Origin of the sequence: Planomonospora sp. ID82291, from assembly GCF_015711645.1 — a bacterium.
Lineage (GTDB): Bacteria > Actinomycetota > Actinomycetes > Streptosporangiales > Streptosporangiaceae > Planomonospora.
Genome location: NZ_JABTEX010000002.1, coordinates 1,713,792 through 1,737,903, shown reverse-complemented (window position 1 = coordinate 1,737,903; position 24,112 = coordinate 1,713,792). Strand labels below are relative to the sequence as shown.

Below are 24,112 nucleotides of genomic sequence, written 5' to 3'. Positions count from 1 at the left end.
TCGGCGATCCCTTGACGGCGAAGGACAACTACGAGGCCGGCCTCGCCCTCTCACGCACCGCGAAGATGACCATTATCGAGCCGTACCACCTGCTCGGCCTCGCCCGTTCCTGCCGTCACCTCGGAGAGCTCGACCAGGCGGAGCTGTACGCGACCCGCTCCCTCGATGTCTCCCGGACGGCGGAGGACCATGTGCTGGAGGAACTGGCGGCGAAGGAACGGTCCGCTATCCTCGCCGACCCGCGCCGGGCCGCCTTCGACCCGGACTGCCCGAAGGTCCACAAGAACATCTGCTTCTCCGAGGGCTTCGACGACCACTCCACCGCCCGGGTCCGGGTGGAGCTGCTCGGCGGCGAGCCGCACGCGCTGGTGCACACCGCGGCGGCGGAGGTCGGCCAGGGGCTGGTCATGGTCCAGGAGCAGGTCGCCCGCACCGAGCTGGGCGGTCTGGGCGTCGGCCGGGTGACGGTCGCCGGGGCCGACACCTCGGTCGGCTCCGCGAGGTCGTCGTCGGCCTCCCGGCAGTCCTACGTGACCGGGGGCGCGGTCAGGGCGGCCTGCCGGGCCGTACGGGAGCGGCTGGAGGGGCTGTGCGCCGGCGGGGTCCCGCTCGCCGAGGCGCTGGAGCAGCACGGCCCGGTGGAGGAGACGCGCGAGTACCGCCACCGGCCGACGTTCCCGATGGACCCGGTCACCGGGCAGGGCGACTCCCACACGCAGCTCGCACTGTGCGTGCACCGGGCGGTCGTCGACGTCGACACCGAGCTCGGCCTGGTCAAGGTGGTCGAGCTGGCGGCCGTGCAGGACGTGGGCCGGGTGCCGATCCGCCCCCATGACATCGCGCTGAGCGGGTAGGAAGCGGGCGTCCCCCGCAGGTGAGAGGGGGACGGCGTGGATCGCTTCTTCGAGCTGTCGGCGCGCGGGACGACCGTCGGCAGGGAGGTCCGGGGCGGCGTCACCACGTTCATGGCGATGGCCTACATCGTCCTGCTCAACCCGATCATCCTGGGCGGCGCCGCCGACGTGACCGGGGCGCGGCTGTCGCTCCCGCAGCTCACCACGGCCACCATCCTGACCGCGGCGGTGAGCACCCTGCTGATGGCCGTGGTGGGCAACGCGCCGTTCGGCCTGGCGACGGGCCTGGGGCTGAACGCGGTGGTCGCCTACCAGGCCGCGCCGCACATGACCTGGGCGCAGGCCATGGGGCTGGTCGTGCTGGAGGGCCTGGTGATCGTGCTGCTGGCCGTCTCGGGGCTCCGGCAGCTCATCATGAACGCCATCCCGCTCGCGCTCAAGCACGCCATCAGCGTGGGCATCGGCATGTTCATCGCGCTGATCGGCCTGGTCGACGCCGGGTTCGTGGCCCGGGGCACGGGCGCGCCCGTGCAGCTGGGCACGGCCGGGCACCTGTCGGGCTGGCCGGTGGCGCTCTTCTGCCTGGGGCTGCTGCTGATGATCGTGCTCTACGTGCGCCGGGTCCCGGCGGCCATCCTGATCGCCATCGTGGTCACCGCGCTGGCCGCGGTCGCGGTGAACGCCGCGGCGGAGGTCGACCCGGCGAGCTGGGGCGTCGTGGTGCCCCGGTTGCCGGAGGCGGTGGTGGCGGCCCCGGACTTCGGGCTCCTCGGCCGGGTGGACCTGTTCGGCGGATTCGCCCGGGCCGGGGCGGTGACCGCCACGGTCGTGCTGTTCACGCTCGTGCTGTCCGGTTTCTTCGACGCGATGGGGACCATCATCGGCGTCAGCGACGAGGCCGGGCTGGTGGACGAGCGGGGGCGCGTCCCCCGGCTGGGGGCCATCCTGACGGTGGACGGCGTGTCCGGCGCGATCGGCGGGCTGGCCGGGGCCTCGGCGGGCACGGTCTTCGTCGAGTCGGCGGCCGGGGTCGGCGAGGGCGCCAGGACCGGTCTGGCCGCCCTGGCCACCGGTGGCCTGTTCACGCTGGCGCTGCTGTTCACCCCGCTCGCGACGGTCGTCCCGGCCGCCGCGGCGGCGCCCGCGCTCGTGCTGGTGGGGGCGCTGATGATGACCCAGGCCAAGAACGTGCCGTGGGACGACCTGTCCCTGGCGATCCCGGCCTTCCTGACGATTGCGATCATGCCGTTCACCTACGGCATCACCAACGGCGTCGGCGCGGGCGTGGTCACCTACACGGTGATCCAGGCGGCGCTCGGCCGGGGCAGGGACATCCCGTGGCTGCTCTGGGTGGTCGCGCTGGTCTTCACGGTGTACTTCGGCATCGGCGCCGTCGAGCAGTTCGTCGGCTGACGGCGGTCAGGGGCCGGTCGGTCCGAATCCGGTCGGGTTCGTCCCGGTCGGGTTCGTCCCGGTCGGATTGGTGCCGGTCGGGTTCGTCCCGGTCGGATTGGTGCCGGTCGGATTGGTGCCGGTCGGATTGGTGCCGGTCGGATTGGTGCCGGTCGGATTGGTGCCGGTCGGATTGGTGCCGGTCGGATTGGTGCCGGTCGGTGCGATCGGGGGCGGGGTGGTGGCCGGCGCGCCGGTCGGGGCGGCCGTCGGCGGGGTGGTGGGCGGCGGGGACGTGCCCGCCGGGGCGCCGCGCAGCCGGGCCACCATCGCCTCCGCCTGCTCCCGGGTGAAGGAGCCGGCGATCTGCATGCTGTCCTCGGTGATCACCTCGCGGACCCGGGGGGCCGCCAGGACCCGCCCGCCGACGACGATGGCGATCTGCTGCTCGACCGCCTCCTCGGTCAGGCTGTTGATCCGGTCCTGGAACGCGGGCGCGAAGGTGATCCGGACCGCGTAGGAGCCGTCGCTTCCCCGGACCGCGTCGATCCCCCGGACCGCGGTGACGTCGACCCCCGCGGCGACCTCGTAGCAGACCTGCCCGGCCTCGTCGGGGACGCCTTCGGGGGTCGTGCACGCCCCCGGCTGGTCGGCGGTGACCGGGGCGAAGTGGATGGGCGCCGGCAGCCGCTGGGGCGGCGGGGCGCCCAGCGGCACGCCGGGGTTGCGGGTCATGAGCACCGCGATGGTGGCGAGCACGCCGGTGGTCAGCACCACGAGGACCAGCGCGACGACGAGGACGACGGTGGTGGCCCGGCTGGCCCTCGGCTCGCCCGGCGCTCCGGGGACCCGGCCGGGAACCGCTCCGGACCCGGCACCGCCGTGGGCCGTCACTCCGGCCGCCCGCCCGGGAGCCGTGCCCGGCCGCGGCGGGGCGGCATCCGAGTCCGGGCCGGGGGTCCGGACTCCGCCGGGAAGCCCCTCGGGACCCGGCGGACCGGTGACCGGCACGGTTCCAGGACCCGGCGGGCCGGGCGGAGCCGGTGGAGGTCCCTGCGGCTCCGGCGGTCCGCCGGGTCCCGAGTGCTTCCCCATCGTCATGTCTCCGCGTTCTCCCCGTGTGCTGGCGTGAGCCTACCGATCTCCGCAGAGAGTGCGTAATCCGCCGGTAAAGGCCATGTCGGGGAGCGCGGCGGACCGCGGCCGTTGACAGATCGTCGTCAACGGCGGCCGATTCCTTCCACCCTGGGCATGGTGGCCCCTTCCTCGGGAACGCAGAGTGAAGGAGGACGGCAGGCGGCGAACCCCCTGGAGGAGTCGTGAGGATCGCAGTTCCCCGAGAGGTCAAGAACCACGAGTACCGGGTGGCGCTCACCCCGGCCGGAGTCCACGAGCTCGTCCGGCAGGGGCACCGGGTCTTCGTGGAGAGGAACGCCGGAGACGGGTCGTCCATCCCCGACTCCTCCTTCGAGAGCGCCGGCGCGACCATCCTGGACTCGGCCGACGAGGTGTGGGCCGAGGGCGAGCTCGTCCTGAAGGTGAAGGAGCCCGTCCCCGAGGAGTACCACCGGATGCGCAAGGGCCAGGTCCTGTTCACCTACCTGCACCTGGCCGCCTCCGAGGGCTGCACCCGCGCCATGCTGGACGCCGGGGTCACGGGCATCGCCTACGAGACCGTGCAGACCCCCGACGGCCGCCTGCCCCTGCTGGCCCCGATGTCGGAGGTGGCCGGACGGCTCGCCCCCCAGGTCGGGGCGTACCACCTGATGCGGCAGGGCGGCGGGCGCGGCGTGCTCATGGGCGGGGTCGCGGGCGTGCACGCGGCCAGGGTGGTGGTGATCGGCGCGGGCGTGTCCGGCATGAACGCCGCCGTCATCGCGCTGGGCATGCACGCCGAGGTGGTGCTGCTGGACCGGAGCATCGACCGGCTCCGCCAGGCCGACGCCGTCTACCGGGGGCACTGCCGTACGGTCGCCTCGAACATGTACGAGATCGAGCGCGCCGTCCTGGAGGCCGACCTGGTCATCGGCGCCGTGCTGGTGCCCGGCGCGAAGGCCCCCACCCTGGTCGGCAACGACCTCGTCAGCCGGATGCGGCCCGGCTCGGTCCTGGTGGACATCTCCATCGACCAGGGCGGCTGCTTCGAGGACTCCCGGCCGACCACCCACGCCGACCCCACCTACCGCGTGCACGACTCGGTGTTCTACTGCGTGGCCAACATGCCGGGCGCGGTCCCGCACACCTCGACCTACGCGCTGACCAACGTGACCCTGCCCTACGCCCTGTCCATCGCGGAGCTGGGCTGGCGGGAGGCGCTGCGCCGCGACCCGTCGCTGGCCCTGGGCCTGAACACGCACGAAGGCCATCTGACCAACCGGCCCGTGGCCGAGGCGCACGGGCTGGAGGCGGCCCCCCTGGAGCGGGTCCTCTCCTGACGGGCTCCTGCGGGTCCGGCGGCTCCGGCGGGTCCGGCGGCTCCGGCGGCTCCGGCGGCTCCGGCGGGTCCGCCGAGGCGGCGGTTCCCGCGGGGCGGGGCCGGGAACCGGACCCCGGACCCGGAGCGGGCCTCCGTACGGCCCGCGGGCGGGGTCAGCGTCCGGCGGGTGCGGACAGCGCGTCCGGGTCGCGGCGCTCGTCGCGGCGGTTGGCGTACACGCTCGTGGCCGTGACCGTGGCCAGGACGCCGATGATGACCGCCAGCGAGACCGGGGTGGGGATCTCCGGGAGCCACGTCCAGATGCCGTGCGCCCAGTGCAGGACGAGCTTGACCCCGATGAAGGCCAGGATGACGCTCAGCCCGTGGTTGAGGTGCCGCAGCTTCGTCAGGACGCCCTGCAGGACGAAGTAGAGCGCCCGCAACCCCAGCAGGGCGAAGGCGTTCGTGGCGAAGACGATGTACGGGTCCTCCGTCACGCCGTACACCGCGGGCACCGAGTCGACGGCGAAGACGATGTCGGTGGCGAAGACGGCCACGACCGCCAGCGCGAGCGGGGTGAGGGCGCGGCGGCCTCCCTCGCGGACCACCATGCGGAAGCCCCGGTAGTCGTTGGTGACCGGCATGAAGCGCCGCAGCAGCCGGACCGTGCGCATGGAGGAGATGTCGACCTCCTGCTCGTGCCCGCCCAGCGCGTCCCTGAGGATCTTCACCGCGGTGACGATCAGCACCCCGCCGAAGAGCAGGAACGCCCAGGTGCCGCTCTGCAGGACGGCCGCCCCGAGCGCGATGAAGATCACGCGCAGCACCAGCGCCCCGATGATGCCGTAGAGCAGGACCCGCTGGGCCAGGGCGGTCGGGACCGCGAAGGCGGCCAGCAGCAGCATGAAGACGAACAGGTTGTCCACCGACAGCGACTTCTCCACCACGTAGCCGGTGAAGAACTCCACCGACACGGTGGAGCCGTGGCTGAGCCAGAGGTAGACGCCGAAGACGAGGGGCAGCGCCAGGTAGAAGAGCGACCAGCCCACCGCCTCGCGCATCCGCACCTCGTGCGGGCGCCGGGTCAGCAGGGAGTCGAGAGCGAGCAGCAACAGCAGGACGACGACACTGATCGTCCACATCCCCGGCGAGCCGATCGTCTGAAGATCGGCTGCGAGCAGGCCTGCCTCAGCGGGCATGGAGTCTCCTCGAACGTGCGGAATCGTTCGAGGTCTCCTTCACCCGCCTGGGGCGGGCGGCCGTCCGAGGATGCTCTGGGGCATCCGTACTGACCGGACCGGCGCTTGGGAAGTACTCCCCTCGCCCACCAGGCTAAAGCACGCCGGAGGGTTGTCAACGCGGGGGCCGGTCGTCCGGCGGCGGTCCCGGTCGGGAGCTGGGCCGCCCGGGCAGAGGGCCGGGCCCCCGGGACCGCCCGGGGTCAGCGGGCCCCCGGGGTCAGCGGGCCCCCGGGACCGCCCGGGGTCAGACATCCCTGGAGCTTGGATGTCAAGCGGCGAGGTCGTGGTTGCGGTGTGACCAGGCGGTCGCCCGGTCGTAGAGGGTGTGGTTCTTGAGGCAGCCGTGGAGGATGCCGACGAGGCGGTTGCCGACCTGGCGCAGGGCGGCGTTGTGGCTGACGTCGCGGGCTCTGATCTGGTCGTAGTAGGCGCGGGCGTCCACGTCGTGCAGGAGGGCGCAGGAGGCTTGCAGGTGCAGGGCGTCGACGAGCCGATCGTTGTGGACGAACCGGGCGTGAACGGTCCGCGTCTTACCGGACTGCCGGGTGACCGGCGAGGTACCGGCATAGTTCTTGCGTGCCTTCGCGCTGGCATAACGCCCGGGAGCGTCTCCGAACTCGGCGAGCACCCGGGCGCCGAGAACGACGCCGATGCCGGGCTGACTGAGGATGACCTCAGCGTCCGGGTGCCGGCCAAAATGCGCCTCGACCTCGTCTTCCAGGGTCTTGATCTCCGTGTTGAGGGTGGCGATGACCGCGGCCAGTGCCCGCACGGTCGAGGCGTAGGCAGCGGTGACCAGATCGGCCTGGCCCAGTTGCTCGGACCGCAGCACCTGCTTGATCGTCTCGGCCTTGGCCGGGATATCCCGCCGCCCCTTCAGCGCGGCAGCGATCTGGACGGCGGTGAGCTTCGCCGCTGTCGCCGGAGTGGGGGCCTTGACCAGGAGTTTCAGCGCAGCATCCGAGGTCAGGCCGAGGGGCTTGTAGGCCTCCAGAGCGGCGGGGAAGTAGTCCCGCAACGCCACCCGCAGCCGGAGCATGTGGCGGGTGCGTTCCCACAACAGCGTCTGATGGGCGCGGGTGACGACCTTGACCGCCTCGGCGACCTCGGAGTCGCCGGCGACCTCCCGCAGCTGGTTACGGCGGGTACGGATCATGTCGGCCAGCGCGTGCGCGTCGCCCTTGTCGCTCTTGGCCCCCGACGAGCCGAGGATCTCCCGGTGCCGGGCGGCCTGCTTGGGGTCCACCCCGAACACCCGGTATCCCGCCGCCCGCAGCGCCCGCACCCACGGGCCCCGATCGACCTCGATGCACACCAGCACCTGCGCCGGCTCGCCGTCCTCCGGCACGAACCGGCCCACCAGCTCGTGGAAGCGGGACATCCCGGCCATCCCCTCGGGCAACCGGACCCGCTTCAACACCCGGCCCTGCTCGTCCTGGACCTCCACATCGTGGTGATCCTCAGCCCAGTCATCTCCGACGAACAGCATTCGAACCTCCGTGATCGACACCGGTTTCAGCAGCCCGCAGGAGCCGGTCGGCGACCTAATGGACCAGTGCTCACCCCAACCCGCGGGGGGCACGACATCCCATCAGCGATCAAGACCCCTGACCACCGGCGAGGGCACGATCTGACCCTAGGACTCACGGTCCAGGAGGCGAGAGTGCTCACTCACCAGCGGCTACCAGGCATCGAGTCTGCCAGTGAGGCGGACCCGGTAGTTCCCATTAGGAGGTGGGCGTGGCGCTCGGCGACGGGGTCGCGGCCGGCTCCCCCTGCGGCGTCGCCGAGGAGCTCGGGGCGGCCGTCGGGATCGGCTGCTCGGCCGTGGTGGTGGTCACCGGGCTGTCGCAGGAGGCGCCCAGCTCGGGCGTCTCAGGCCCCTGCTTGAACTTGGCGATGAACTTGGGCAGCCGCGGGTCGTCCGCGCCGTCCAGCTTGAGCTGCCGGTTCCAGGAGCTGACCACGACCTCGGCGGGCAGCCCGGGGTACGGGCTCAGCAGCATGTAGTCCTTGGAGGCCAGCTCCTTGAGGATGTCCACCTGGTCCTTGGGCAGGTCCGGCCGGTAGGTGATCCACACGGCGCCGTGCTCCATCGAGTGCACGGCGTTCTCGTTGTTGATCGGCGCGTCGTAGATGCCGCAGTTCTGCCAGGCCGTGTGGTGCTCCCCGCCCATCGGCGGGTTCTCCTTGTAGGCCACCTTGGTCGGGACGTGGAGGCTGCCGGGGTACTTGGCGCTGGTGACCGCGTCCAGCGAGGTCTTGGCCGCCCGGTCGACCAGGTAGAAGCCGACCACTCCGACGAGCAGGACGATGACGAGTCCTCCGCCGCCCCACATCATCAGAGCGGTCCTGCGCTCCTTGGCCTTCTGCTCCGCGCGCATCCTGGCGAGGGTGTCCCGCCGCGCCTGCGCCTTGTCCTTCGACATCGATCCTCCACCCGCCAACCGGCTCCGGGTCACCTTATGCCCTAGTGGCGTATGTGGAGAATAAGGAATGCGAAGGACGTGACAACGCGGAGTCAGCCGGGGTGAGTAGGCTTGGCGGACAATGGAAAACCCCGTCGACAGCACTCCGCACTCCCGGCGGCGCCTGGTGGTCGCCGCGGCCCTGGCCTGCCTGGCCGCGCTCGCGGTGGCGGTGATCGTCCTGGGCCGGACGGGCGAGCCGACCGACGCCTCCGCCGAGGCCGGGTTCGCCCGCGACATGGCCTCCCACCACGCCCAGGCGGTGGAGATGTCGTTCATCGCCAGGGACGGCGGCTCCGACGACGCGCTCCGCCTGCTCGCCTACGACATCATCGTCACGCAGACCGCCCAGCGCGGCATGTTCATGGGCTGGCTGCAGCAGTGGGAGCTCGGCCAGGCGACCGAGCGGCCGTCGATGGCCTGGATGGCCGGCCACGGCCACGGCGGCACGCCCGGAGCCCCGGCCGCCATGCCCGGCATGGCGAGCGCGGCGGAGCTCGACCGGCTCCGCAAGACGACCGGCCGGGAGCAGGAGGTCCTGTTCCTCCAGCTCATGATCCGCCACCACGAGGGCGGCGTGCAGATGGCGGAGGCCCTGCTGAAGCTCTCCGATCGTGACGAGGTGGTCACGATGGCGCGGCACATCGTGAACACGCAGGCCGGAGAGATCAAACTGATGACGGACATGCTGAAGCAGCGGGGTGCCCAGCCGCTGCCGTCCATACGGCAATGAGTCAGACACACAGGTGAACAGCGTCAGCGCGTTCCCCGCGCGGCCGGTCCCCGGCCGGGGCGGCATGGCGGAACCGATCTGGCCGGAGGAGACTTAAGTGGTGAACGACGAGCCGGAGAACCGCCTGGAGGTGAGCATCTCCGCCGAGGTCGAGATGGGGCAGTACGCCAACTTCGCCTCGGTGTGGCACACCCAGGATGGCTTCGTCCTGGACTTCGCGGTGATCACCCGACCGCCCCAGCTGGCCAACGACCCTTCGTCGGGCCAGCACTTCGTCAGCGTGCCGACCCGGATCGTCAGCCGGATCCGCATCCCCCCGAGCCAGGTGTTCGAGCTGATGAAGGCCCTGGAGCAGCAGCTCACCCAGTACGAGCAGGAGACGGGCCACAAGCACTGACCGCGCGGCCCGCCCGCACCCGCAACGACCCGCGCCCGGGGGACGACCCGGGGCCGGGCGCGGGGGCGCGGCCTCAGGCCGGACCGATCGCCCGGCGCCGGGGACGGCCCGGGCCGGGCGCGGGGGCGCCGCCTCAGGTCAGGCCGGGCGCGGGGACGCGGCCTCAGGTCAGGCCGATCGCCCGGCGGGCGGCCGTCATGACCTCTCCGGCGCGCTCGGCAGCCCGGGCGGCGTGCCGCTCCAGGAGCCGGTCGAGTTCCGCCGGATCGGCCGAGAGCGCGTCGAACCGCCGCCGGACCGGGGCCAGCGTCTCGGTGACCGCCTCGGCCGCGTCCTTCTTGAGCGCGCCGTACGACGCGTACGAGAACGACTCGACCGGACGCCCGGTGCAGGCGGCGAGCAGGGTGAGCAGGTTCGACACCCCCGGCTTGGCCGCCGGGTCGTGGCGGACCTCCGTCCCCGAGTCGGTGACCGCCCGCATGATCTTGCGCCGGACGTCGGCCGGCTCGTCCAGCAGGTGGACCGTCCCCGCGTCGGAGCCCTCGGACTTGCCCATCTTGGCGGTCGGCTCGGCCAGGTCCATGACGCGGGCGGCCAGGCGCGGGTGCACGGCCTCGGGGACGGTGAAGGTCTCGCCGTACAGGTGGTTGAAGCGCAGGGCCAGGTCCCGGGTGAGCTCGACGTGCTGGCGCTGGTCCTCCCCCACCGGGACGAGGTCCGCCCGGTGCAGCAGGATGTCGGCGGCCATCAGCGCGGGGTAGGTCAGCAGGGACAGGCGCACCTCCTCCCGGCCCGCCGACTTCTCCTTGAACTGGATCATCCGGTGCATCTCGCCGTAGTGGGCGGTGCTCTCCAGCAGGTAGGCCAGCTCCGTGTGGGCCGGCACCCGCGACTGGACGTAGACCCCGGAGCGGTCCAGGCCGCAGGCGAGCAGCAGGGTCGCCGCCTCCCGGGTGCGGGCCCGCAGCCGCCCGGGGTCGTGTCTGATCGTCAGGGCGTGCAGGTCGGCGACGGCGTAGACGCAGTCGGCCTCGTCCTGCAGGCGTACGGCGGGCAGGATCGCGCCGAGGTAGTTGCCGAGCGTCAGCCGGCCGGTCGGCTTGAACGCGGAGAAGACGCGCTTGGTCATGGTGGGTCCCCTTCTCGGTGAGGGGCCGCCGGACCACCGGCCGCGGGGAGAAGGAAACGGCCGCCGGTGAACGGCGGCCGTTTTCGCGTGCGCAGTCGGGGCTGGCTAGCGGGTCCGCCGGAGGGCGGCCCGCCACAGACCCAGGCTGCGGTGGCTCATGCCGGAAACCCTACCTCCTCGGCGACGGCGGCGGCGAAGGCGTCGACGTCGGCCTCGGTGGTGTCGAACGCGGTCATCCAGCGGACCTCGCCGACGGCCTCGTTCCAGGTGTAGAAGCGGAAGCGCTTCTGCAGCCGCTCGGTGGCGTCCCGCGGCAGGATCGCGAAGACCGCGTTGGCCTCGACCGGGCGGGGGATCTCCACCCCGGGCAGGTCCCGGACGGCGTCGGCGAGCCGCCGGGCCATCGCGTTGGCGGTGCGGGCGTTGCGCAGCCACAGGTCCCCGGCGAGCAGCGCCTCGAACTGCACCGAGACGAACCGCATCTTGGAGGCCAGCTGCATCGCGCTCTTGCGCAGGTAGCGCAGGCCGCGCACGGCGTCCGGGTTCAGCACCACGACGGCCTCGCCGAACATCATCCCGGCCTTGGTCCCGCCGAAGGAGAGCACGTCCACCCCGGCGTCCGCGGTGAACGCGCGCAGCGGCACGTCCAGCGCGGCGGCGGCGTTGGTGATCCGGGCGCCGTCGAGGTGGACGAGCATGCCGAGCCCGTGGGCGTGCTCGCAGACCGCCCTGATCTCCTCCGGCGTGTAGAGCGTGCCCAGCTCGGTCGTCTGCGTGATCGAGACGACCTTCGGCTGGGCGCGGTGCTCGTCGCCGAAGCCCCAGGCCTGCCGGTCGACCAGCTCGGGGGTGAGCTTGCCGTCCGGGGCGGCCACGGGCAGCAGCTTGAGCCCGGCCGTACGCTCCGGCGCGCCGCCCTCGTCGGTGTGGATGTGCGCCGACTCGGCGCAGACCACGGCCTCCCAGTGCGCGGTCATCGCGCGCAGCGCGACCACGTTGGCGCCGGTGCCGTTGAACACCGGCCAGGCCTGGGCGGCCGGGCCGAAGTGGGCGCGGAAGACCTCCTGCAGCGCCTCGGTGTAGACGTCGTCGCCGTAGGCGGTCTGGTGCCCGCCGTTGGCGAGCGCGATCGCGGCGAGGATCTCCGGGTGGACGCCGGCGTAGTTGTCGCTGGCGAAGCCCTTCACCGCCGGGTCGTGCCGGCGCACGGCGGCGGTCGGCGCGGTCCGCCCGCCGGCCGGCGCGGTTCCGGCGGCGGACGCCGCGTGCGCCCTGCCCGCGGCGCCCACCGCGCCCACCGCGCCCACCGCGTCCACGGCGCTCACGGCGTCCGCGGTGTACGGGCTTCCGGTCGCTGCGTCCGTCACGTCGTCAGGTCCATTCGGGTGCCGTTGGCCTCGGTGTCCCACAGACCCGCGATCGCCGCGGCGAGGTCGTCGACGTCGGTGAACCCGGGGAACGTCTTCTCCGGGCTCGCCGCGCGCATGCCCTCGTGCACGAGCGCCTTGACGACCAGGACGTTCGCGGTCGCGCCGGTCCCCTCCAGTGCGTCGGCGAAGGCGAGCGTCCACGCCTCGGCGGCGGCCTTGGCGGCGCCGTACGCCGCGTTGCCCTGGGTGGGCTTCTCGGCGGCCTTGGCGGAGACGATCGCGAACCGGCCCCGCCCGCTCTCCTTGAGCAGCGGCTCGAAGGCCAGGGTGACGTGCTGGAGGGTGCGCACCAGCAGGTCGTGCAGGAGCGCCCAGTCCTCCAGCCGCGTCTCGGCGAAGGTCGTCGACCCGCGCCAGCCGCCGACCAGGTGGAGAAGGCCGTCGACGCGGCCGTGCTCGGCCCGGACGTCCGCGGCCAGCTTCGTGACCGCGTCGAAGTCGAGGAGGTCGACGGGGAGCGTGCCGTCGGCGCCGGACTTGTCGACGCCGATGACGGTGTGGCCCTGGGCGGTGAAGCGGCGGACGGCGGCCTGGCCCGCGGGGCCCGCCGCGCCCGCGATGACGATGATCATGCTCGGATCCCCTTCGTGGAGTCGACGACCTCGCCGAGCTTACGGCGCAGGGCCTCGTAGAACATGCTCAGCGGGAACTCGTCGGGCAGCACCGCGTCCACCACGGCCTTGGGGAAGCCCTCGGTGGGCAGCGCTTCGACGCCCTTGGCCCAGACCGAGGCCGGGTGCGGCTCGACGTAGGCCGCCACCAGTTCGTGCGCGGCCAGCCAGTGGGCGAGCTTGGCGCGGTCGATGCCGTCGCGGTAGAGCTTCTCCACCTCGCCGCGCAGGTCGGCGACGCCGCCGGCGAGCCGGGACCAGTCGACGCTGAGCCGGTTGTCGGTCCACCGCACGACGTCGGTGCGGTGCAGGTAGGCGAAGAGCAGCTGACCGCCGAGGCCGTCGTAGTTGCGGACCCGGTCACCGGTGATCGGGAAGCGGAACAGCCGGTCGAACAGGATGGCGTACTGGACGTAGCGGGCGTGCGGCACGCCCTCGGCCTCCAGCCGCACCGCCTCGCCGAACGCGGTCAGGTCGCAGCGCAGCTCCTCCAGGGAGTAGAGCCAGTACGGCATGCGCTGCTTGATCATGAACGGGTCGAACGGCAGGTCGCCGTGGCTGTGCGTGCGGTCGTGGATCAGGTCCCAGAGCACGAAGGTGTCCTGGGCCAGTTCCTGCGACTCCAGCAGCCGGGCCGCGTCCGGCGGCAGGGCCAGCTTGAGCGTGTCGGCGGCGGCCCGGCCCACCCGGCGGAAGCGGGCGGCCTCGCGGTCGCAGAAGATCGCGCCCCAGGTGAAGCGGGCCGGGGTCGCGCGGACCGCGACGGACTCCGGGAAGAGCACCGCGGAGTCGGTGTCGTAGCCAGAGGTGAAGTCCTCGAAGGCGACCGGCACGAACATCGGGTTGTCGTAGCGGGAGGACTCCAGCTCGGCGAGCCATCCCGGCCAGACGGTGCGGATCCAGACGGCCTCGACGTGCCGGCGGGCGCTGCCGTTCTGCGTGTACATCGGGAAGACGACGAGGTGCTCCAGGCCGTCGATCCGCTGGGCGTCGGGGTGGAAGGCGTCGAGCGAGTCGAGGAAGTCGGGGACGCCGAGGCCCTGCGCGACCCATTTGCGGAAGTCCGCGACGACCGCGTCGAGGTAGGCCGCGTCGTGCGGGAAGCGCGGCGCCAGCTCGGCGACGCGGTCGACGATCTCGGAGATCAGGGCGACGGCCAGGTCGCGGTCCCCCTCGATCGAGCCGTCCTTCGCCTGCAGCGGCTGGAGCCGCTCGACGGCGGCCTTGAGGGCGGCGAAGGCGGTCCGGGCCCCGCCGTCGGCCCGCTCGGCCCGCTCGGCGCGCTCGGCCCGCTCGGCGCGCTCGGGGGCGCGGGCGGCCCAGGTGACGAGGTTGCCCCAGAGCGCGGCGTGGTCGTACTCGCCGATCGAGTCGTCACCGAACAGGTCGGAGTCGGCGACCACGACGACGCGCCCCCTGCCGTGCCGTACGGCCAGCGCGAGCGGGCGGCCGGCGGGGTCGGCGGTCGGGGAGGTCGAGAAGAGCACGGTGACGTCGGCGGGGGCGAGCTCGGGGCTCGGGGTCAGCACGCCGGCGCGGTAGAAGCAGGCGCGGCGGGCCCCGGCCAGCAGGTCCTCCCCGCCGGTCGCGCCGGGCACGCCCATCACCCAGGAGGCCACGCCGTTGTGGGCGTTGCGGGGGTCCTGCACGGTGGTGTGCTCGACCCGGACGCCGAAGACGTCGAGGAGGTCGGCGAGGTTGCTGCCGTACTTGTCCTGCTCGCACTCGGCCAGCACGACGAGGCCGCCGCCCGAGGCGACGTGGGTCGCGATCGCGTCGATCTCCTCGGCGCGGAAGACCGGGCTGCCCAGGCCGGTGGTGCGCTCCCAGCGGTCGGCCGAGGGGTGGGCGATCACGAGCACGTCGGTGTCGGCGAGGACGGCCGGGGTGATCGCCCCGGCGTCCCCGCCCGTGTTCCCGCCCGTGTTCCCCGCGGGGTTCCCGGGCGTGCCCCCGTCCGCGCTTCCGGCGGCGCCCCCGTCCGCGCTCCCGGTGGCGCTCCCGGTGTGCGCGGTGACGGTGTGGCCCAGGCGGCGGAGCAGGTCGGCGGCGCGGGCGTAGCCGTTGTCGTCCGGATGGCCCGGGTTCATCGCCTCGGCCACCTCCCGCCGGATGGTCCACGACTCGCTGTGTGCCTCGTCGAACAGCACCCGCGGGAATGCCCTCACGGAAAATCCTCCTGTCGCCCGGTCATATTCGAGGAAAATATACACATCTTGCCCGAATATCGACATGTCCCCTATCCTCTGCAGAGGATCTACGGGGATGCGGACCCGGTGGGACCCGCCCGGCGACACGGGCCGGTGACACAGGCCGGCGACACGGAGGGGTGCACCCGCGCGTGAGCACCTCCACGACGGCCGGGCCGGACGACCTGCGCGGCGCACGCTCCCACCCGTTCGTGGTCTGGCGCACCTTCCTCCACCCCGACCAGCACCGGATCGCCTACCGCCCGTCCTACTCGGGACCGGCCCAGGTCTCGGGCGGTCCCGGAACCGGCAAGACGACCATCGCCCTGCACCGGGCCGCCCACCTCGCGCACCGCCTCGCCGCCGGCGAGACCGGCGGGACGGTGCTGCTGACCACCTACGCCCGCAACCTCGCCGAGGCGCTCGACCGCCAGCTCGCCGTGCTCATCGGCGACGAGCGGGCCTACCGGCGCGTCGAGGTCTCCGGGATCGACCGGCTGGCCATCCGGACCGTCCGCGGCGCGCTCGGCCTCTACCCCCAGACGGTCGCCCGGCACGACCTCGAACGGGCCTGGGACGCGGCGGCGCGGCGCTCGGACCTCCCGTACGGCGGCGGCTTCCTGCTGCGCGAGTGGGAGCAGGTCGTCCTGGCGCAGGACATCCGCGACGAGGAGGGCTACCTCGCCTGCGCGCGCCCCGGCCGGGGGACCCGGCTGCCCCGCGGGCGGCGGGCGGCCGTCTGGCGGGCGATCGCCGAGGAGGCCGGCCGGCTGCGGGCGGCGGGTCGCTGGACCTATCTGCAGCTGGCCGGCGAGGCGGCCCGGCTGCTGCGGGAGCAGGCGGCGGCGCCGTACCGGCACGTGGTGGTCGACGAGGCGCAGGACCTGCACCCGGCGCAGTGGCGGCTGCTGCGCGCGGCGGTGGCGCCCGGTCCCGACGACCTGTTCCTGACCGGCGACCCGCACCAGCGGATCCACGACCACCGGGTCTCGCTGTCGTCGCTGGGCGTCGAGGTGCGGGGGCGCAGCCACCGGGTGCGGATCGGCTACCGGACCACGCAGGAGATCCTCGACTGGGCCGTGCCGATCCTGGGCGGCGCGCCCGCGGCGGGCCTCGACGGGATCGACGACGACCTGGACGGCTACCGCTCCCCCGTCCGGGGGGAACGGCCGACGGTGCTGCGGGCCGCCGACGCCGCCGCCGAACTCGCCGCGCTCACCGGTCAGGTCCGCGCCTGGCTGGACGCCGGCGTGGAGCCCTCCGCGATCGCGGTGATCACCCGGTTCTTCGGCATGGCCCGGGCGGCGCGCGAGACGCTGACCGCCGCGGGCGTGCCCACGGCGTTCCTGGGCGGCGGCGACGAGCGCGACATCGTGCAGGTCGGCCTGATGCACAAGGCCAAGGGCCTGGAGTTCCGCTGCGTCGCGGTCATCGGCGCCTCGGCCGGGCTGCTCCCGCACCCGTCCGTGCTGACCGCCGAGGACGAGGACCCGCTCACCCGCGCGCTGGACCTGCAGCGCGAGCGCAGCCTGCTCTTCGTCGCCTGCACCCGGGCCCGCGACCGCCTGTACGTCTCCTGCACCGGCGAGCCGAGCCCCTTCCTGCCCGCCGCCCCCTGAGGTCCGGATCGCGGGACCGGTTCAGGGCTTGGTCAAGGATCGTTTGGCCCCGCGGGGACCGGGCACGCCTCCGAACCGAACAGGAGGGGAGAAAACACCATGAACGAGGGCGAATTCATCAGGGTGGTCTGCAACGAGTCGGGGCTGACCCAGGACCAGGCGGAGATCCTGACCCAGGCCACGCTGGAGACGCTGGCCGAGCGCCTGACCCCCGAGGAGGCCGACGACCTGGCGTCCCAGCTTCCCGAACCGATGCAGGATCTGCTGCTCTCGGACCGCGAGACCCCCGACGACTTCGGGCTCGACGAATTCGTCCGGCGGGTCAGCGACCGCTCGGGCGCGGACGTCTCCGAGGTCAGGGAGGACGTGCACGCGGTCTTCTCCGCGCTGCGCCTGGCCACCGCGCCCGGCGAGCTCGACGACGTGCTCTCCGGACTGCCGAGGGAGTTCGCGGAGGTGCTCTGACGGCGCGGGCCGGCGTCCGCGGATCCCCGGCCTGCGGACCCCGGCCCCCGGACTCGGCGGCCCCCCGGGCGGAGCCTGCCGGACGCCGGCACCGGCTCACCGATCCCCGTACGCCGGCTCCCCCGGCTCGCCGTCGAGGGCCTCGATGATCTGCTGGAGGATCTCGGCGCCGACGCATCCGGCCAGGACCTCGCGGAACCCCTCCGCGCCCAGGAAGGCCCTCTGCGCGCCGAGCCAGCGCAGGCTCGCCCCGGCCTCGGGAGACCGGAGCCCGCCGTAGAGGAGCAGGCTCCGGACGCTGTAGGGGACGGCGTCGGCCACCCTGCCGGCCTCGCTGAACAGCACGCTGATGCCGCGGCAGTCCTCCGCCTCGCCGGCCCGGTCGCCGATCTCCTCGTTGGTGCGCAGCGATTCCCGATACCACCGCAGAGCCTCGTCGTGCTCGCCCCGCCGGTGCGCGATGACGCCGAGATTGTGGCGGACCTTGGCCGTGACGGAGCGGTCGCCGAGATCCTCCAGAATCCCCAGCGCCCGCTCGTACCACCGCCGGGCGTCGTCGTCCCTGCCCTGCTCGTGGGCGATGCCGCCGAGCTGCACGTAGCCGGTGGCCGTGCCCGGACGGTCGCCGATCTCCTTCTTGAGGTCCAGCGCCCTCTCGCACCAGCGCAGAGCCTCGTCGTAGTCCCCCTGCCGGTAGGCGATGACGCCGATGTTGTGGCTGACCTGGGCCACCCCGGCCAGATCGCCGCACTCTTCGTGCAGCGCCCGGGACTCCATGAACCACCGCAGCGCCTCGGCGTACTCCTCCCGGTCCTGGGCGAGGGCGCCGAACTGCTGGTAGACGCCGGCCGTTCCGGAGCGGTCGTCCAGTTCCCGGTACGTCTCCAGCGCCCGCCGGTAGTACTCCCGCGCCCGGTCGTACTCCCCGCGCTTGTGGGCGACGGTGCCGATCCGCTGGAGGACCGCGGCCCGGTCCGGGCCGCCGACCGCCGTCCACTCCAGCGCCTCCCGGTGCAGCTGCTCCTCCCAGCCCCACGCCCCCCGGGTGTGCAGCAGCCGGCACACCCGGTCCGTCGCCCCCAGCGCCTGCTCCAGGTCGCCGGCGGCCTGGTAGTGGAAGCGCGCCTCGATCAGCTCCGCCACCTCCTGCTGCGGGCTTCGCGGCCTGGTGCGCGGCCGGAGCCACCAGCGCGCCGCGGCGGCGTGCGCGGCGGCGAGCCGGTCCGGGGCGGTGATCTGCGGGCGGGCCAGCGCCACGGCCGTCCACCGGTGCACCGAGAACACCCGGTCCCCCTCCCCGTCCCGGCCGGGGGCCAGCAGTCCCAGCCGGGTCAACGCGTCGATCGCGCCGTCCAGCTCCGGGGGGTCGGCCACCGGCGGAGCCGCCAGAGCCAGCACGTCTGCGAGCATCCGCAGCCACTCCTCCGGCCGCAGGCCTCCGCCCTCCGGCCGCGGTCCCCCGCCCTCCGGCTCCGCGGCGAGGTCGGCCCGGTCGGCCCGCTCCACCAGCGCGGTCAGCCGGGCCACCCGCTCCCCCTGCCGCGGGTCCGGCGGGAGCGGGGTGCCGGACTGCCAGACGAGGCCGGTCCGGTCCACCGGGACCCGGTACACCGACGCCCCGACCAGCACCTGCCGGGCGGAGTCGTCCAGCAGGCCGAGCAGCTCCAGCAGGAGCGTGTCGTCGACCGCCAGGGTCACCGCTTCGGCCAGGGCCGCGTCCAGGCCCGCCGTACCGGCCGACCGCAGCCAGGCCTCCGGATCGGGGATGCCGCGCCGGTCCAGCAGGTCCTCCAGGCGGTCGCGGACGTCGTGGAAGCGGGCCCGGCCGCCGCGGAGCAGCGCGTCCAGGTACTCCAGAGTCCGGGGATGGCCGCCGACGTCCGTCCAGGCCCGCTGCCGGTCCGCCACCGGGAGCCCGTTCAGTCCGGGCAGGCGCCACATCAGCTTCCGGGCCTCGGCCAGGGAGAGGGGGCCGAGGTGGTGGACGTGGAGCAGGTCGTCCGCGCCGCCGGGCAGGGTGAAGGGGTGACGACTGGTGACGAGGAGCCGTCCTGCCCGGAGCCAGGCGGCGAGGAAGCCCGGCAGCTCCTGGTCAACGAAGGGCAGGTCCGCCGCACGGTCGAGGTTGTCCTCGAAGTTGTCCAGTAACAAGGTCACCCGGGAGAGCCCGAGTTTCCGGGCCAAGGCCGCGGACGCGTCGGCGAGCACCCCGGCCAGGGCCTCCAGCCGCAGGGACCAGGGATATCGCGGCTCCCGCAGCCCCAAGGCCACCTGGCGGAGGTCATCGGCCTCCGCGCCCGCCCGGAGCGTGACGGCCAGGATCCGGTCGGCCACGGCGGCCAGGATCTGATCGGGGCCGGTCCGGCCGACGATCGAGACCACGAGACCGGCTTCGGGGCCGAGGCGGCCGAGCAGCTCGGCGGCCAGGCTGCTCTTGCCGACCCCGCCGATGCCGTGCAGCACCACGCCGGGCCGCTTCCGGAGTCCGGCGCGCAGGACGCGCAGCTCGGCGCGGCGGCCGACGAAGTCGCCGACGGCCCTGACCGCCACGCCGGGGGCGAGGGAGGCGGCCTTCGCGGGCCTGACGTGCGGGTCCACTCCGGCGGTGACGTCGTAGAGCGGGATCGACGGCCCGCGCAGGAAGAGCGCCGGGGTGGCCCACTCCACCAGCTCCGCCTCCCGGCCGTCCGCCCGGCGGCGCCGCTCCTCCACCTTCCGGCGGGCCTCCGCGAGCGCGGTCGGCGCCTCGGGCCGGGACCGTACGGCCAGCTCCCGGTAGAGGGCGCCGCTGAGCAGGGTCGCGTACCGGTCGGTGACCGGCGCGGTCATCGCCAGCACCGCCGGGACCCCGGCCGCGGAGAGCCCCCGTGCCAGCCCGGCGCGGGCCCCGCCCTCCGCGTCCGGCCCGTCCAGGGCGGTGGAGCAGCCGGAGAGCACGACCAGCGGCACACCGCGGTCCCGGGGGATCGCCGCGGCCAGCCGGGCGGCCGTCACCCGGTCGGGCCCGCCCCGCTCGTCCTCCAGCAGGAGCGCGTCCGGCCCGGCGTGGCAGGAGATGTGCAGGACGTGGAAGCGCTCCTGCTTCAGGGCGTCCTCGACCGCCTGGAGCGTGCCCTCGTTGAGGATCCGCACGTGGGCCGCCGCGTGCCGCCGGGCCTCCTCCACCGAGTCGAGGATGACCCGCAGCTCCGCCTCCAGGTCGAGCAGCGGGCTCGCCTGCGCCGTCTCCGCGCCGGGCGGGGCTCCGGGCGCCGCGACCACGGCCAGGATCCGCAGCGGGGCGCGGATGTCCATCGCGGTCGGCCGTCCTGACGCCGGGAGGTGCCGGAACAGCTCCACGTGCGGGTGGAGCGCCAGCGGCTCCCGCCCGGGCGGGACCAGCGTCTCCCACGGCAGCCCGGCGAGGTCGTCGTCCACCTGGAGGCCGAGGCGGAGCGTGCGGTTCTCCGCCTCGGCCTCCGCCAGCGCCCGGGTCAGCGCCTGCCCGGCGGCGCCGTCGAGGAAGATCTCCCCCAGAGCCGTCCCGACGTCATGGAGCCGGGCCTCCAGCGCCGCGCCCCGCCGCCCGGTCGCGGCGCCGTCCTTGGTGAGCGTCCCCCCGCGCCGTTCCCGGGCGCGGTCGAGCCGCCAGAGCCGCTCCTCCAGCGTGGGGGTGATCGGGTGCGGCCGGTGGCGCGTCCCGGCATCGGTGCCCCCGCCGTGCGGTCCCGGCCGCCGGGACGGGCCGTCCGGTTCGAAGACGACGGCGTCCCTGCCGATGCGGAGCAGCGCCTCCCGGGGGCCTTCGAGCCGGTGCGTCCGGTAGGGGGCGAGCGGTTCGGCGCCGGGGCCGCCCCCGTTCAGGAGGCGGAGCAGCTCGCCGTACGGCGTGTCCTGGTCCTCGCCCCGGAAGTCCAGCGGGTGCCGCGACGCCGCGAAGGGGCCCAGCTCGACGTCGTCGAGCAGGACCGGGACGAACCGGCGCCGGGTGAGCAGCGCCGCGTACTTGTCGGCGCTCGCCGGGTCGTTCTCGATCGCGCGGCTGTGGACGAAGAGGCAGTGCTTGGAGGCGCGGATCAGCTCCTCGATCCTGTGCACCATGATGTCGCCGGGCAGGTAATCCTCCAGTGCCGCCCGGAATCCGTCCGTCTCCAGCCGCGCCTGCAGCCGTTTAGCCCATTCCAAATCATTTCGGGCATGAACTACGAATACATCGTAAATGTCATTGATCACTGCGGTCATCCGCCCTCCCGTCCGTACCGGGAAGTTCACCATTTCCCGGTACGGAAAGCCATGGAAACGGTCGGCGACGTAATCTGACCTTCATGGACCTCGCGGAGCCGGCCGTCGCCGTCGCCGGCCTTCTCGTCGCCGTTACGGGCGTCCGCTGCGCCCGGCCGGCCGTCGTCCGCAAGACCCGGGGACGCCGCCCCTCCCTCCGCCGGGACCGACCCCCTCCGGAGGTGACCTCCCGGTGAGCACGGACTACGACGTCTTCGTCTCCTACTCCCACACGGATGCCGAGCTGGTCGCGAACCTCGCCGGACGACTGGAGGCGCGCGGCCTGCGGGTGGCCTACGACAAGGTGGTCGTCCGGCCGGGGTCGATCATCTTCCACGAGATCGACCAGGCCATCCGCGGCTCCGCGCACGGCCTGCTCGTGATGAGCCCGGCCTCGATGGCCAGCGGGCCGGTGCTGAACGAGTACCACGCCCTGCTCCAGCGGAGCATGAGCGATGGACGGCTCCTCATCCCCGTCCTCATTTCGGACATCGACGACGGAGAAATCCCGGAGTTCATGAAGATCCGGTTCCACAGCGACCTGCGGGACGCGACCGACGAGGTCTTCGACGAGCGGGTGGACGAGATCGCCGAGGCCGTACGGCGGGCGTCGTGAGCGGCGCGGGGCGGCCGGCGGGCGACGCGTTCGTCTCCCACGCCCCGCAGGACGCCGGCTGGGCCCGCCGGCTCGCCGACCGGCAGCGGGCCTGGACGGACGTCGGCGGCCATCCCCGGACTCTGGAGTACCTGGACGCGCTGCTGCGCGGAGGCGAGGCCCGCTTCCACGACGTCCGCGACCGCCTGGAGGACCTGCTGGACCGGCGCGGCATCCCCGATCCGGAGGCCTGGCTGCGGTCGGCCGGTACGGCGGGCCTGGACGCGGCCCTGGCCGAAGCGGTGACCTGGACCGGGCGCTTGAGGCGACGGACCGGGTATGCGAGCGGTGCACACCTGGGGGCGTGGAGCTGGGACGTCGACACCGTCATCGGCCGGCTTGACCAGAGCGGCGGGTGAGTCCCCCGCGAGAGGTCGCCCTGCCCGGGTCAGACCGTGTCGTCGGTGCGGAGCCAGCGGGTGAAGGCGGCCCACTCCCCCGGGGTGAACACCAGCGACGGGCCGGACGGGTCCTTGCTGTCGCGGACGCCGACCCGGCCGCCGGAGAGCTTGGCGATCTCCACGCAGTTGCCGCCGTTGCCGCCGGAGAACGGCGACTTCACCCAGACGGCCTCGTTCAGCTCCTGGTCCACCGGTCCCTCATCTCCTCGATCAGCTTCAGCGACGCCCGCTGCGGAAGCGCCTCGGTCCGGATCGCCTCGTATGTGATCACGATGTCGGCCACGTCGTCCGGCCGGTCGGTGACCTGCCCCTGACCGGCCGTCTCCAGGTAGACAGTATTGGCGAGGCCCCGGACCTGCGCAACGACGAAGGCACCCCTCAGCCCGACGGTGCTGCCCGCGTCGGAGGGCAGCACTTGGACGGTGACGTGCGGCAGGCGGGCCGTCTCCAGCAGGTGGTCGAGCTGCGCCGCCATGACCGTCTCGTCGCCGATACGGCGGTGGATCACCCCCTCGTCGATGACCGCCCAGAGCATGGGCGGCTCCTCACGCTCCAGGATGCGCTGGCGCTCCAGCCGGGCGGCCACGTCCTTCTCCACACCTTCCGCCGAGGAACGCGGTTCTCCGGTGAAGAGCGCCCGGGCGTAGTCGGCGGTCTGGAGCAGACCCGGAACGATGAGCGGTTCCCATGTGCGGAGGCTCTCGGCGGCCTGTTCGATCTCCACCCACGGCCGGAACCAGGCCGGGAGCCGGGAGGCCAGGTTGTCGATCATCTCCTTGATCCGGATCAGCGCGCCGTCCGCGCCCAGCACCTCGTCGCAGCGCCGGGCGAAGTCCTCCGTCGGGGGCCGCCGTCCGGTCTCCGCCATGGAGATCGTGCCCAGGGCGTACCCCGCCCGGCCGGCCAGCTTCGCCTGCGAGAGCCCCGCCTCCTGCCGGTGCCTGCGCAGCTCGTAGCCGAACAGGGCGGTCGGCGACGTGCTCGGGTCGAGCGGGCGGGGTCTCGGCACGGGAGCCTCCCGGGATTTTCAACGGGGATTTCACAAGAACCGATGAACAGGTGGCGCGGTCGTTCCGGCACCGACTGTAGCCACCGGATGCGACGCTCGGCGGAGCGATCCGGAAAACGACGGCAGGTGAATGTGAATCCAGCGGCGGCGCCCCGGGACCTCGAATCGGAATTCCTCGGGGAGACCTATCTGAAACTCGACCTCGAATCCGCCTCACGGGCCAGGTCCCGGATAAGGGAATGGCTCGGCGCGGACCACCCGCACTACGAGGACGTACGGCTGGCGGCCTCCGAACTGGTCGCCAACGCGGCCCTGCACGCCGGTCGCGGCCGGCCGGACGGCCTGGCCCTGCTGACCCTCACCCGGACGGGCGGCCTGCTCTGCGTCGAGGTCACCGATCCGGGCGGCGAGGGTTCAGAGCCCCGTGTGCGCGAGGCCGTACCGGACGACCGGGAGCGGGGCCGGGGCCTGGTGATCGTGCGCGAGCTGTCCGGAGGGCGCTGGGGCGTCCGCCACCACGCGGGTGCGGGCCGTACCGTGTGGTGCGTCCTCGGCGCCCGCCCCGGCCCTCCGGTGCGGCCGTGCGGGTGATCGTGTCCTTCGTCCCCGGCGGCGTCCGGATCCGCGATCCCGAGCAGCAGGGCGTCCTCTTCGGCTTCGACGCCTGGCGGGCCTTTCTCACCGCCGCCGAGAAAGGCCTTTTCGACCTGCCCGCCGGCGGACCGGCGGACGGAGGCCTCCACGACGGGGCGATCCGCGGAGAGGACCTCCCGGAAACCGGAAACCGGGAACCGGAAACCGGGAACCGGGAAACGCCGGTCCCGCGCCCCGGGAAAGGAACGC

20 protein-coding genes and 1 pseudogene are annotated in these 24,112 nt (G+C 73.3%); 10 read left to right on the top strand and 11 right to left on the bottom strand.

Annotation, left to right across the window (positions count from 1 at the left end; genetic code table 11):
• Window positions 1–281 precede the first annotated feature (281 nt).
• Together HS045_RS18720 and HS045_RS18715 are read left to right on the top strand one after the other, a co-directional pair.
• Window positions 282–818 (top strand): annotated as a pseudogene (locus tag HS045_RS18720) (molybdopterin cofactor-binding domain-containing protein); the annotation flags it as partial.
• Window positions 819–890: 72 nt separating this feature from the next.
• Window positions 891–2,267: an NCS2 family permease gene (locus HS045_RS18715; protein WP_196452592.1), complete on the top strand. Its 1,377-nt coding sequence runs from the start codon at window positions 891–893 to the stop codon at window positions 2,265–2,267.
• A 6-nt stretch (window positions 2,268–2,273) separates the two neighbouring features.
• On the opposite strand, the gene HS045_RS18710 is transcribed toward HS045_RS18715, so the two are convergent.
• On the bottom strand, window positions 2,274–3,140 hold the full coding sequence (locus HS045_RS18710) for a hypothetical protein (RefSeq protein WP_196452591.1): 867 nt from the start codon (window positions 3,138–3,140) through the stop codon (window positions 2,274–2,276).
• Window positions 3,141–3,565: 425 nt separating this feature from the next.
• Between HS045_RS18710 and ald the strand changes: the two genes are divergently transcribed.
• Window positions 3,566–4,681, top strand: coding sequence for an alanine dehydrogenase (gene ald, locus HS045_RS18705; RefSeq protein ID WP_196452590.1), 1,116 nt, complete (start codon window positions 3,566–3,568; stop codon window positions 4,679–4,681).
• A 154-nt stretch (window positions 4,682–4,835) separates the two neighbouring features.
• Here ald and HS045_RS18700 read toward each other — a convergent pair whose 3' ends face one another.
• The 3 genes from HS045_RS18700 to HS045_RS18690 all read right to left on the bottom strand — a co-directional run bounded on the left by HS045_RS18700 (window position 4,836) and on the right by HS045_RS18690 (window position 8,332).
• Window positions 4,836–5,861 carry a TerC/Alx family metal homeostasis membrane protein gene (locus tag HS045_RS18700; RefSeq protein WP_196452589.1) on the bottom strand — a complete coding sequence of 342 codons (1,026 nt, stop codon included), beginning with the start codon at window positions 5,859–5,861 and terminating at the stop codon, window positions 4,836–4,838.
• A 310-nt stretch (window positions 5,862–6,171) separates the two neighbouring features.
• The gene (locus tag HS045_RS18695) at window positions 6,172–7,392 is read right to left on the bottom strand and encodes an IS110 family transposase (RefSeq protein WP_196450359.1); all 1,221 of its coding nucleotides are present in this window, start codon (window positions 7,390–7,392) and stop codon (window positions 6,172–6,174) included.
• 238 nt (window positions 7,393–7,630) lie between these two features.
• A complete protein-coding gene (locus HS045_RS18690; protein WP_196452588.1) occupies window positions 7,631–8,332 on the bottom strand; it encodes a DUF3105 domain-containing protein in 702 nt (233 codons plus the stop codon).
• 121 nt (window positions 8,333–8,453) lie between these two features.
• On the opposite strand from HS045_RS18690, the gene HS045_RS18685 reads away from it, so the two are divergent.
• Window positions 8,454–9,104, top strand: a complete 651-nt coding sequence (locus tag HS045_RS18685) for a DUF305 domain-containing protein (protein WP_196452587.1) — start codon at window positions 8,454–8,456, stop codon at window positions 9,102–9,104.
• Between the two features lie 97 nt (window positions 9,105–9,201).
• Window positions 9,202–9,501 carry a DUF3467 domain-containing protein gene (locus HS045_RS18680; RefSeq protein WP_196452586.1) on the top strand — a complete coding sequence of 100 codons (300 nt, stop codon included), beginning with the start codon at window positions 9,202–9,204 and terminating at the stop codon, window positions 9,499–9,501.
• 163 nt (window positions 9,502–9,664) lie between these two features.
• Here the strand turns inward: HS045_RS18680 and trpS are convergent, their stop codons facing one another.
• From trpS to HS045_RS18660, 4 genes are all read right to left on the bottom strand, one after another.
• The gene (gene trpS, locus HS045_RS18675) at window positions 9,665–10,630 is read right to left on the bottom strand and encodes a tryptophan--tRNA ligase (protein WP_196452585.1); all 966 of its coding nucleotides are present in this window, start codon (window positions 10,628–10,630) and stop codon (window positions 9,665–9,667) included.
• A 155-nt stretch (window positions 10,631–10,785) separates the two neighbouring features.
• A complete protein-coding gene (locus tag HS045_RS18670) occupies window positions 10,786–11,838 on the bottom strand; it encodes a low specificity L-threonine aldolase (protein WP_196452871.1) in 1,053 nt (350 codons plus the stop codon).
• Window positions 11,839–11,993: 155 nt separating this feature from the next.
• Complete coding sequence (locus HS045_RS18665) at window positions 11,994–12,632, bottom strand: SDR family NAD(P)-dependent oxidoreductase (RefSeq protein ID WP_196452584.1); 639 nt, start codon at window positions 12,630–12,632, stop codon at window positions 11,994–11,996.
• Window positions 12,629–14,839, bottom strand: a complete 2,211-nt coding sequence (locus tag HS045_RS18660; protein ID WP_307827584.1) for a DUF6421 family protein — start codon at window positions 14,837–14,839, stop codon at window positions 12,629–12,631. Before HS045_RS18660 ends, HS045_RS18665 begins: the two co-directional genes overlap by 4 nt.
• A 173-nt stretch (window positions 14,840–15,012) precedes the next feature.
• Here HS045_RS18660 and HS045_RS18655 point away from each other — a divergent pair, with 173 nt between their 5' ends.
• Together HS045_RS18655 and HS045_RS18650 are read left to right on the top strand one after the other, a co-directional pair.
• Window positions 15,013–16,479, top strand: coding sequence for a UvrD-helicase domain-containing protein (locus tag HS045_RS18655; protein ID WP_196452583.1), 1,467 nt, complete (start codon window positions 15,013–15,015; stop codon window positions 16,477–16,479).
• 99 nt (window positions 16,480–16,578) lie between these two features.
• Complete coding sequence (locus HS045_RS18650) at window positions 16,579–16,944, top strand: DUF2267 domain-containing protein (RefSeq protein WP_196452582.1); 366 nt, start codon at window positions 16,579–16,581, stop codon at window positions 16,942–16,944.
• Between the two features lie 96 nt (window positions 16,945–17,040).
• Here the strand turns inward: HS045_RS18650 and HS045_RS18645 are convergent, their stop codons facing one another.
• Entirely contained in the window at window positions 17,041–21,165 is a 4,125-nt protein-coding gene (locus HS045_RS18645; protein WP_255531821.1) for a tetratricopeptide repeat protein, read from the bottom strand.
• A 232-nt stretch (window positions 21,166–21,397) separates the two neighbouring features.
• Between HS045_RS18645 and HS045_RS18640 the strand changes: the two genes are divergently transcribed.
• On the top strand, window positions 21,398–21,820 hold the full coding sequence (locus HS045_RS18640; protein ID WP_196452580.1) for a toll/interleukin-1 receptor domain-containing protein: 423 nt from the start codon (window positions 21,398–21,400) through the stop codon (window positions 21,818–21,820).
• Window positions 21,817–22,218 (top strand): hypothetical protein, encoded by a 402-nt coding sequence (locus HS045_RS18635; RefSeq protein WP_196452579.1) that lies wholly within the window; start codon window positions 21,817–21,819, stop codon window positions 22,216–22,218. Before HS045_RS18640 ends, HS045_RS18635 begins: the two co-directional genes overlap by 4 nt.
• A gap of 29 nt (window positions 22,219–22,247) precedes the next feature.
• Here HS045_RS18635 and HS045_RS18630 read toward each other — a convergent pair whose 3' ends face one another.
• Together HS045_RS18630 and HS045_RS18625 are read right to left on the bottom strand one after the other, a co-directional pair.
• Window positions 22,248–22,451 (bottom strand): DUF397 domain-containing protein, encoded by a 204-nt coding sequence (locus HS045_RS18630; protein ID WP_196452578.1) that lies wholly within the window; start codon window positions 22,449–22,451, stop codon window positions 22,248–22,250.
• Complete coding sequence (locus HS045_RS18625) at window positions 22,436–23,269, bottom strand: helix-turn-helix transcriptional regulator (RefSeq protein WP_196452577.1); 834 nt, start codon at window positions 23,267–23,269, stop codon at window positions 22,436–22,438. Before HS045_RS18625 ends, HS045_RS18630 begins: the two co-directional genes overlap by 16 nt.
• A gap of 126 nt (window positions 23,270–23,395) precedes the next feature.
• Here HS045_RS18625 and HS045_RS18620 point away from each other — a divergent pair, with 126 nt between their 5' ends.
• A complete protein-coding gene (locus tag HS045_RS18620) occupies window positions 23,396–23,860 on the top strand; it encodes an ATP-binding protein (protein ID WP_196452576.1) in 465 nt (154 codons plus the stop codon).
• Window positions 23,861–24,112 lie beyond the last annotated feature (252 nt).

Bases quoted from the DNA above. Each gene is read 5' to 3' on its own strand.
- HS045_RS18695 (WP_196450359.1), bottom strand. From the start codon at position 7,392: ATGCTGTTCGTCGGAGATGACTGGGCTGAGGATCACCACGATGTGGAG.
- HS045_RS18645 (WP_255531821.1), bottom strand. From the start codon at position 21,165: ATGACCGCAGTGATCAATGACATTTACGATGTATTCGTAGTTCATGCC.
- HS045_RS18665 (WP_196452584.1), bottom strand. From the start codon at position 12,632: ATGATCATCGTCATCGCGGGCGCGGCGGGCCCCGCGGGCCAGGCCGCC.
- HS045_RS18685 (WP_196452587.1), top strand. From the start codon at position 8,454: ATGGAAAACCCCGTCGACAGCACTCCGCACTCCCGGCGGCGCCTGGTG.
- HS045_RS18690 (WP_196452588.1), bottom strand. From the start codon at position 8,332: ATGTCGAAGGACAAGGCGCAGGCGCGGCGGGACACCCTCGCCAGGATG.
- trpS (WP_196452585.1), bottom strand. From the start codon at position 10,630: ATGACCAAGCGCGTCTTCTCCGCGTTCAAGCCGACCGGCCGGCTGACG.
- HS045_RS18700 (WP_196452589.1), bottom strand. From the start codon at position 5,861: ATGCCCGCTGAGGCAGGCCTGCTCGCAGCCGATCTTCAGACGATCGGC.
- HS045_RS18650 (WP_196452582.1), top strand. From the start codon at position 16,579: ATGAACGAGGGCGAATTCATCAGGGTGGTCTGCAACGAGTCGGGGCTG.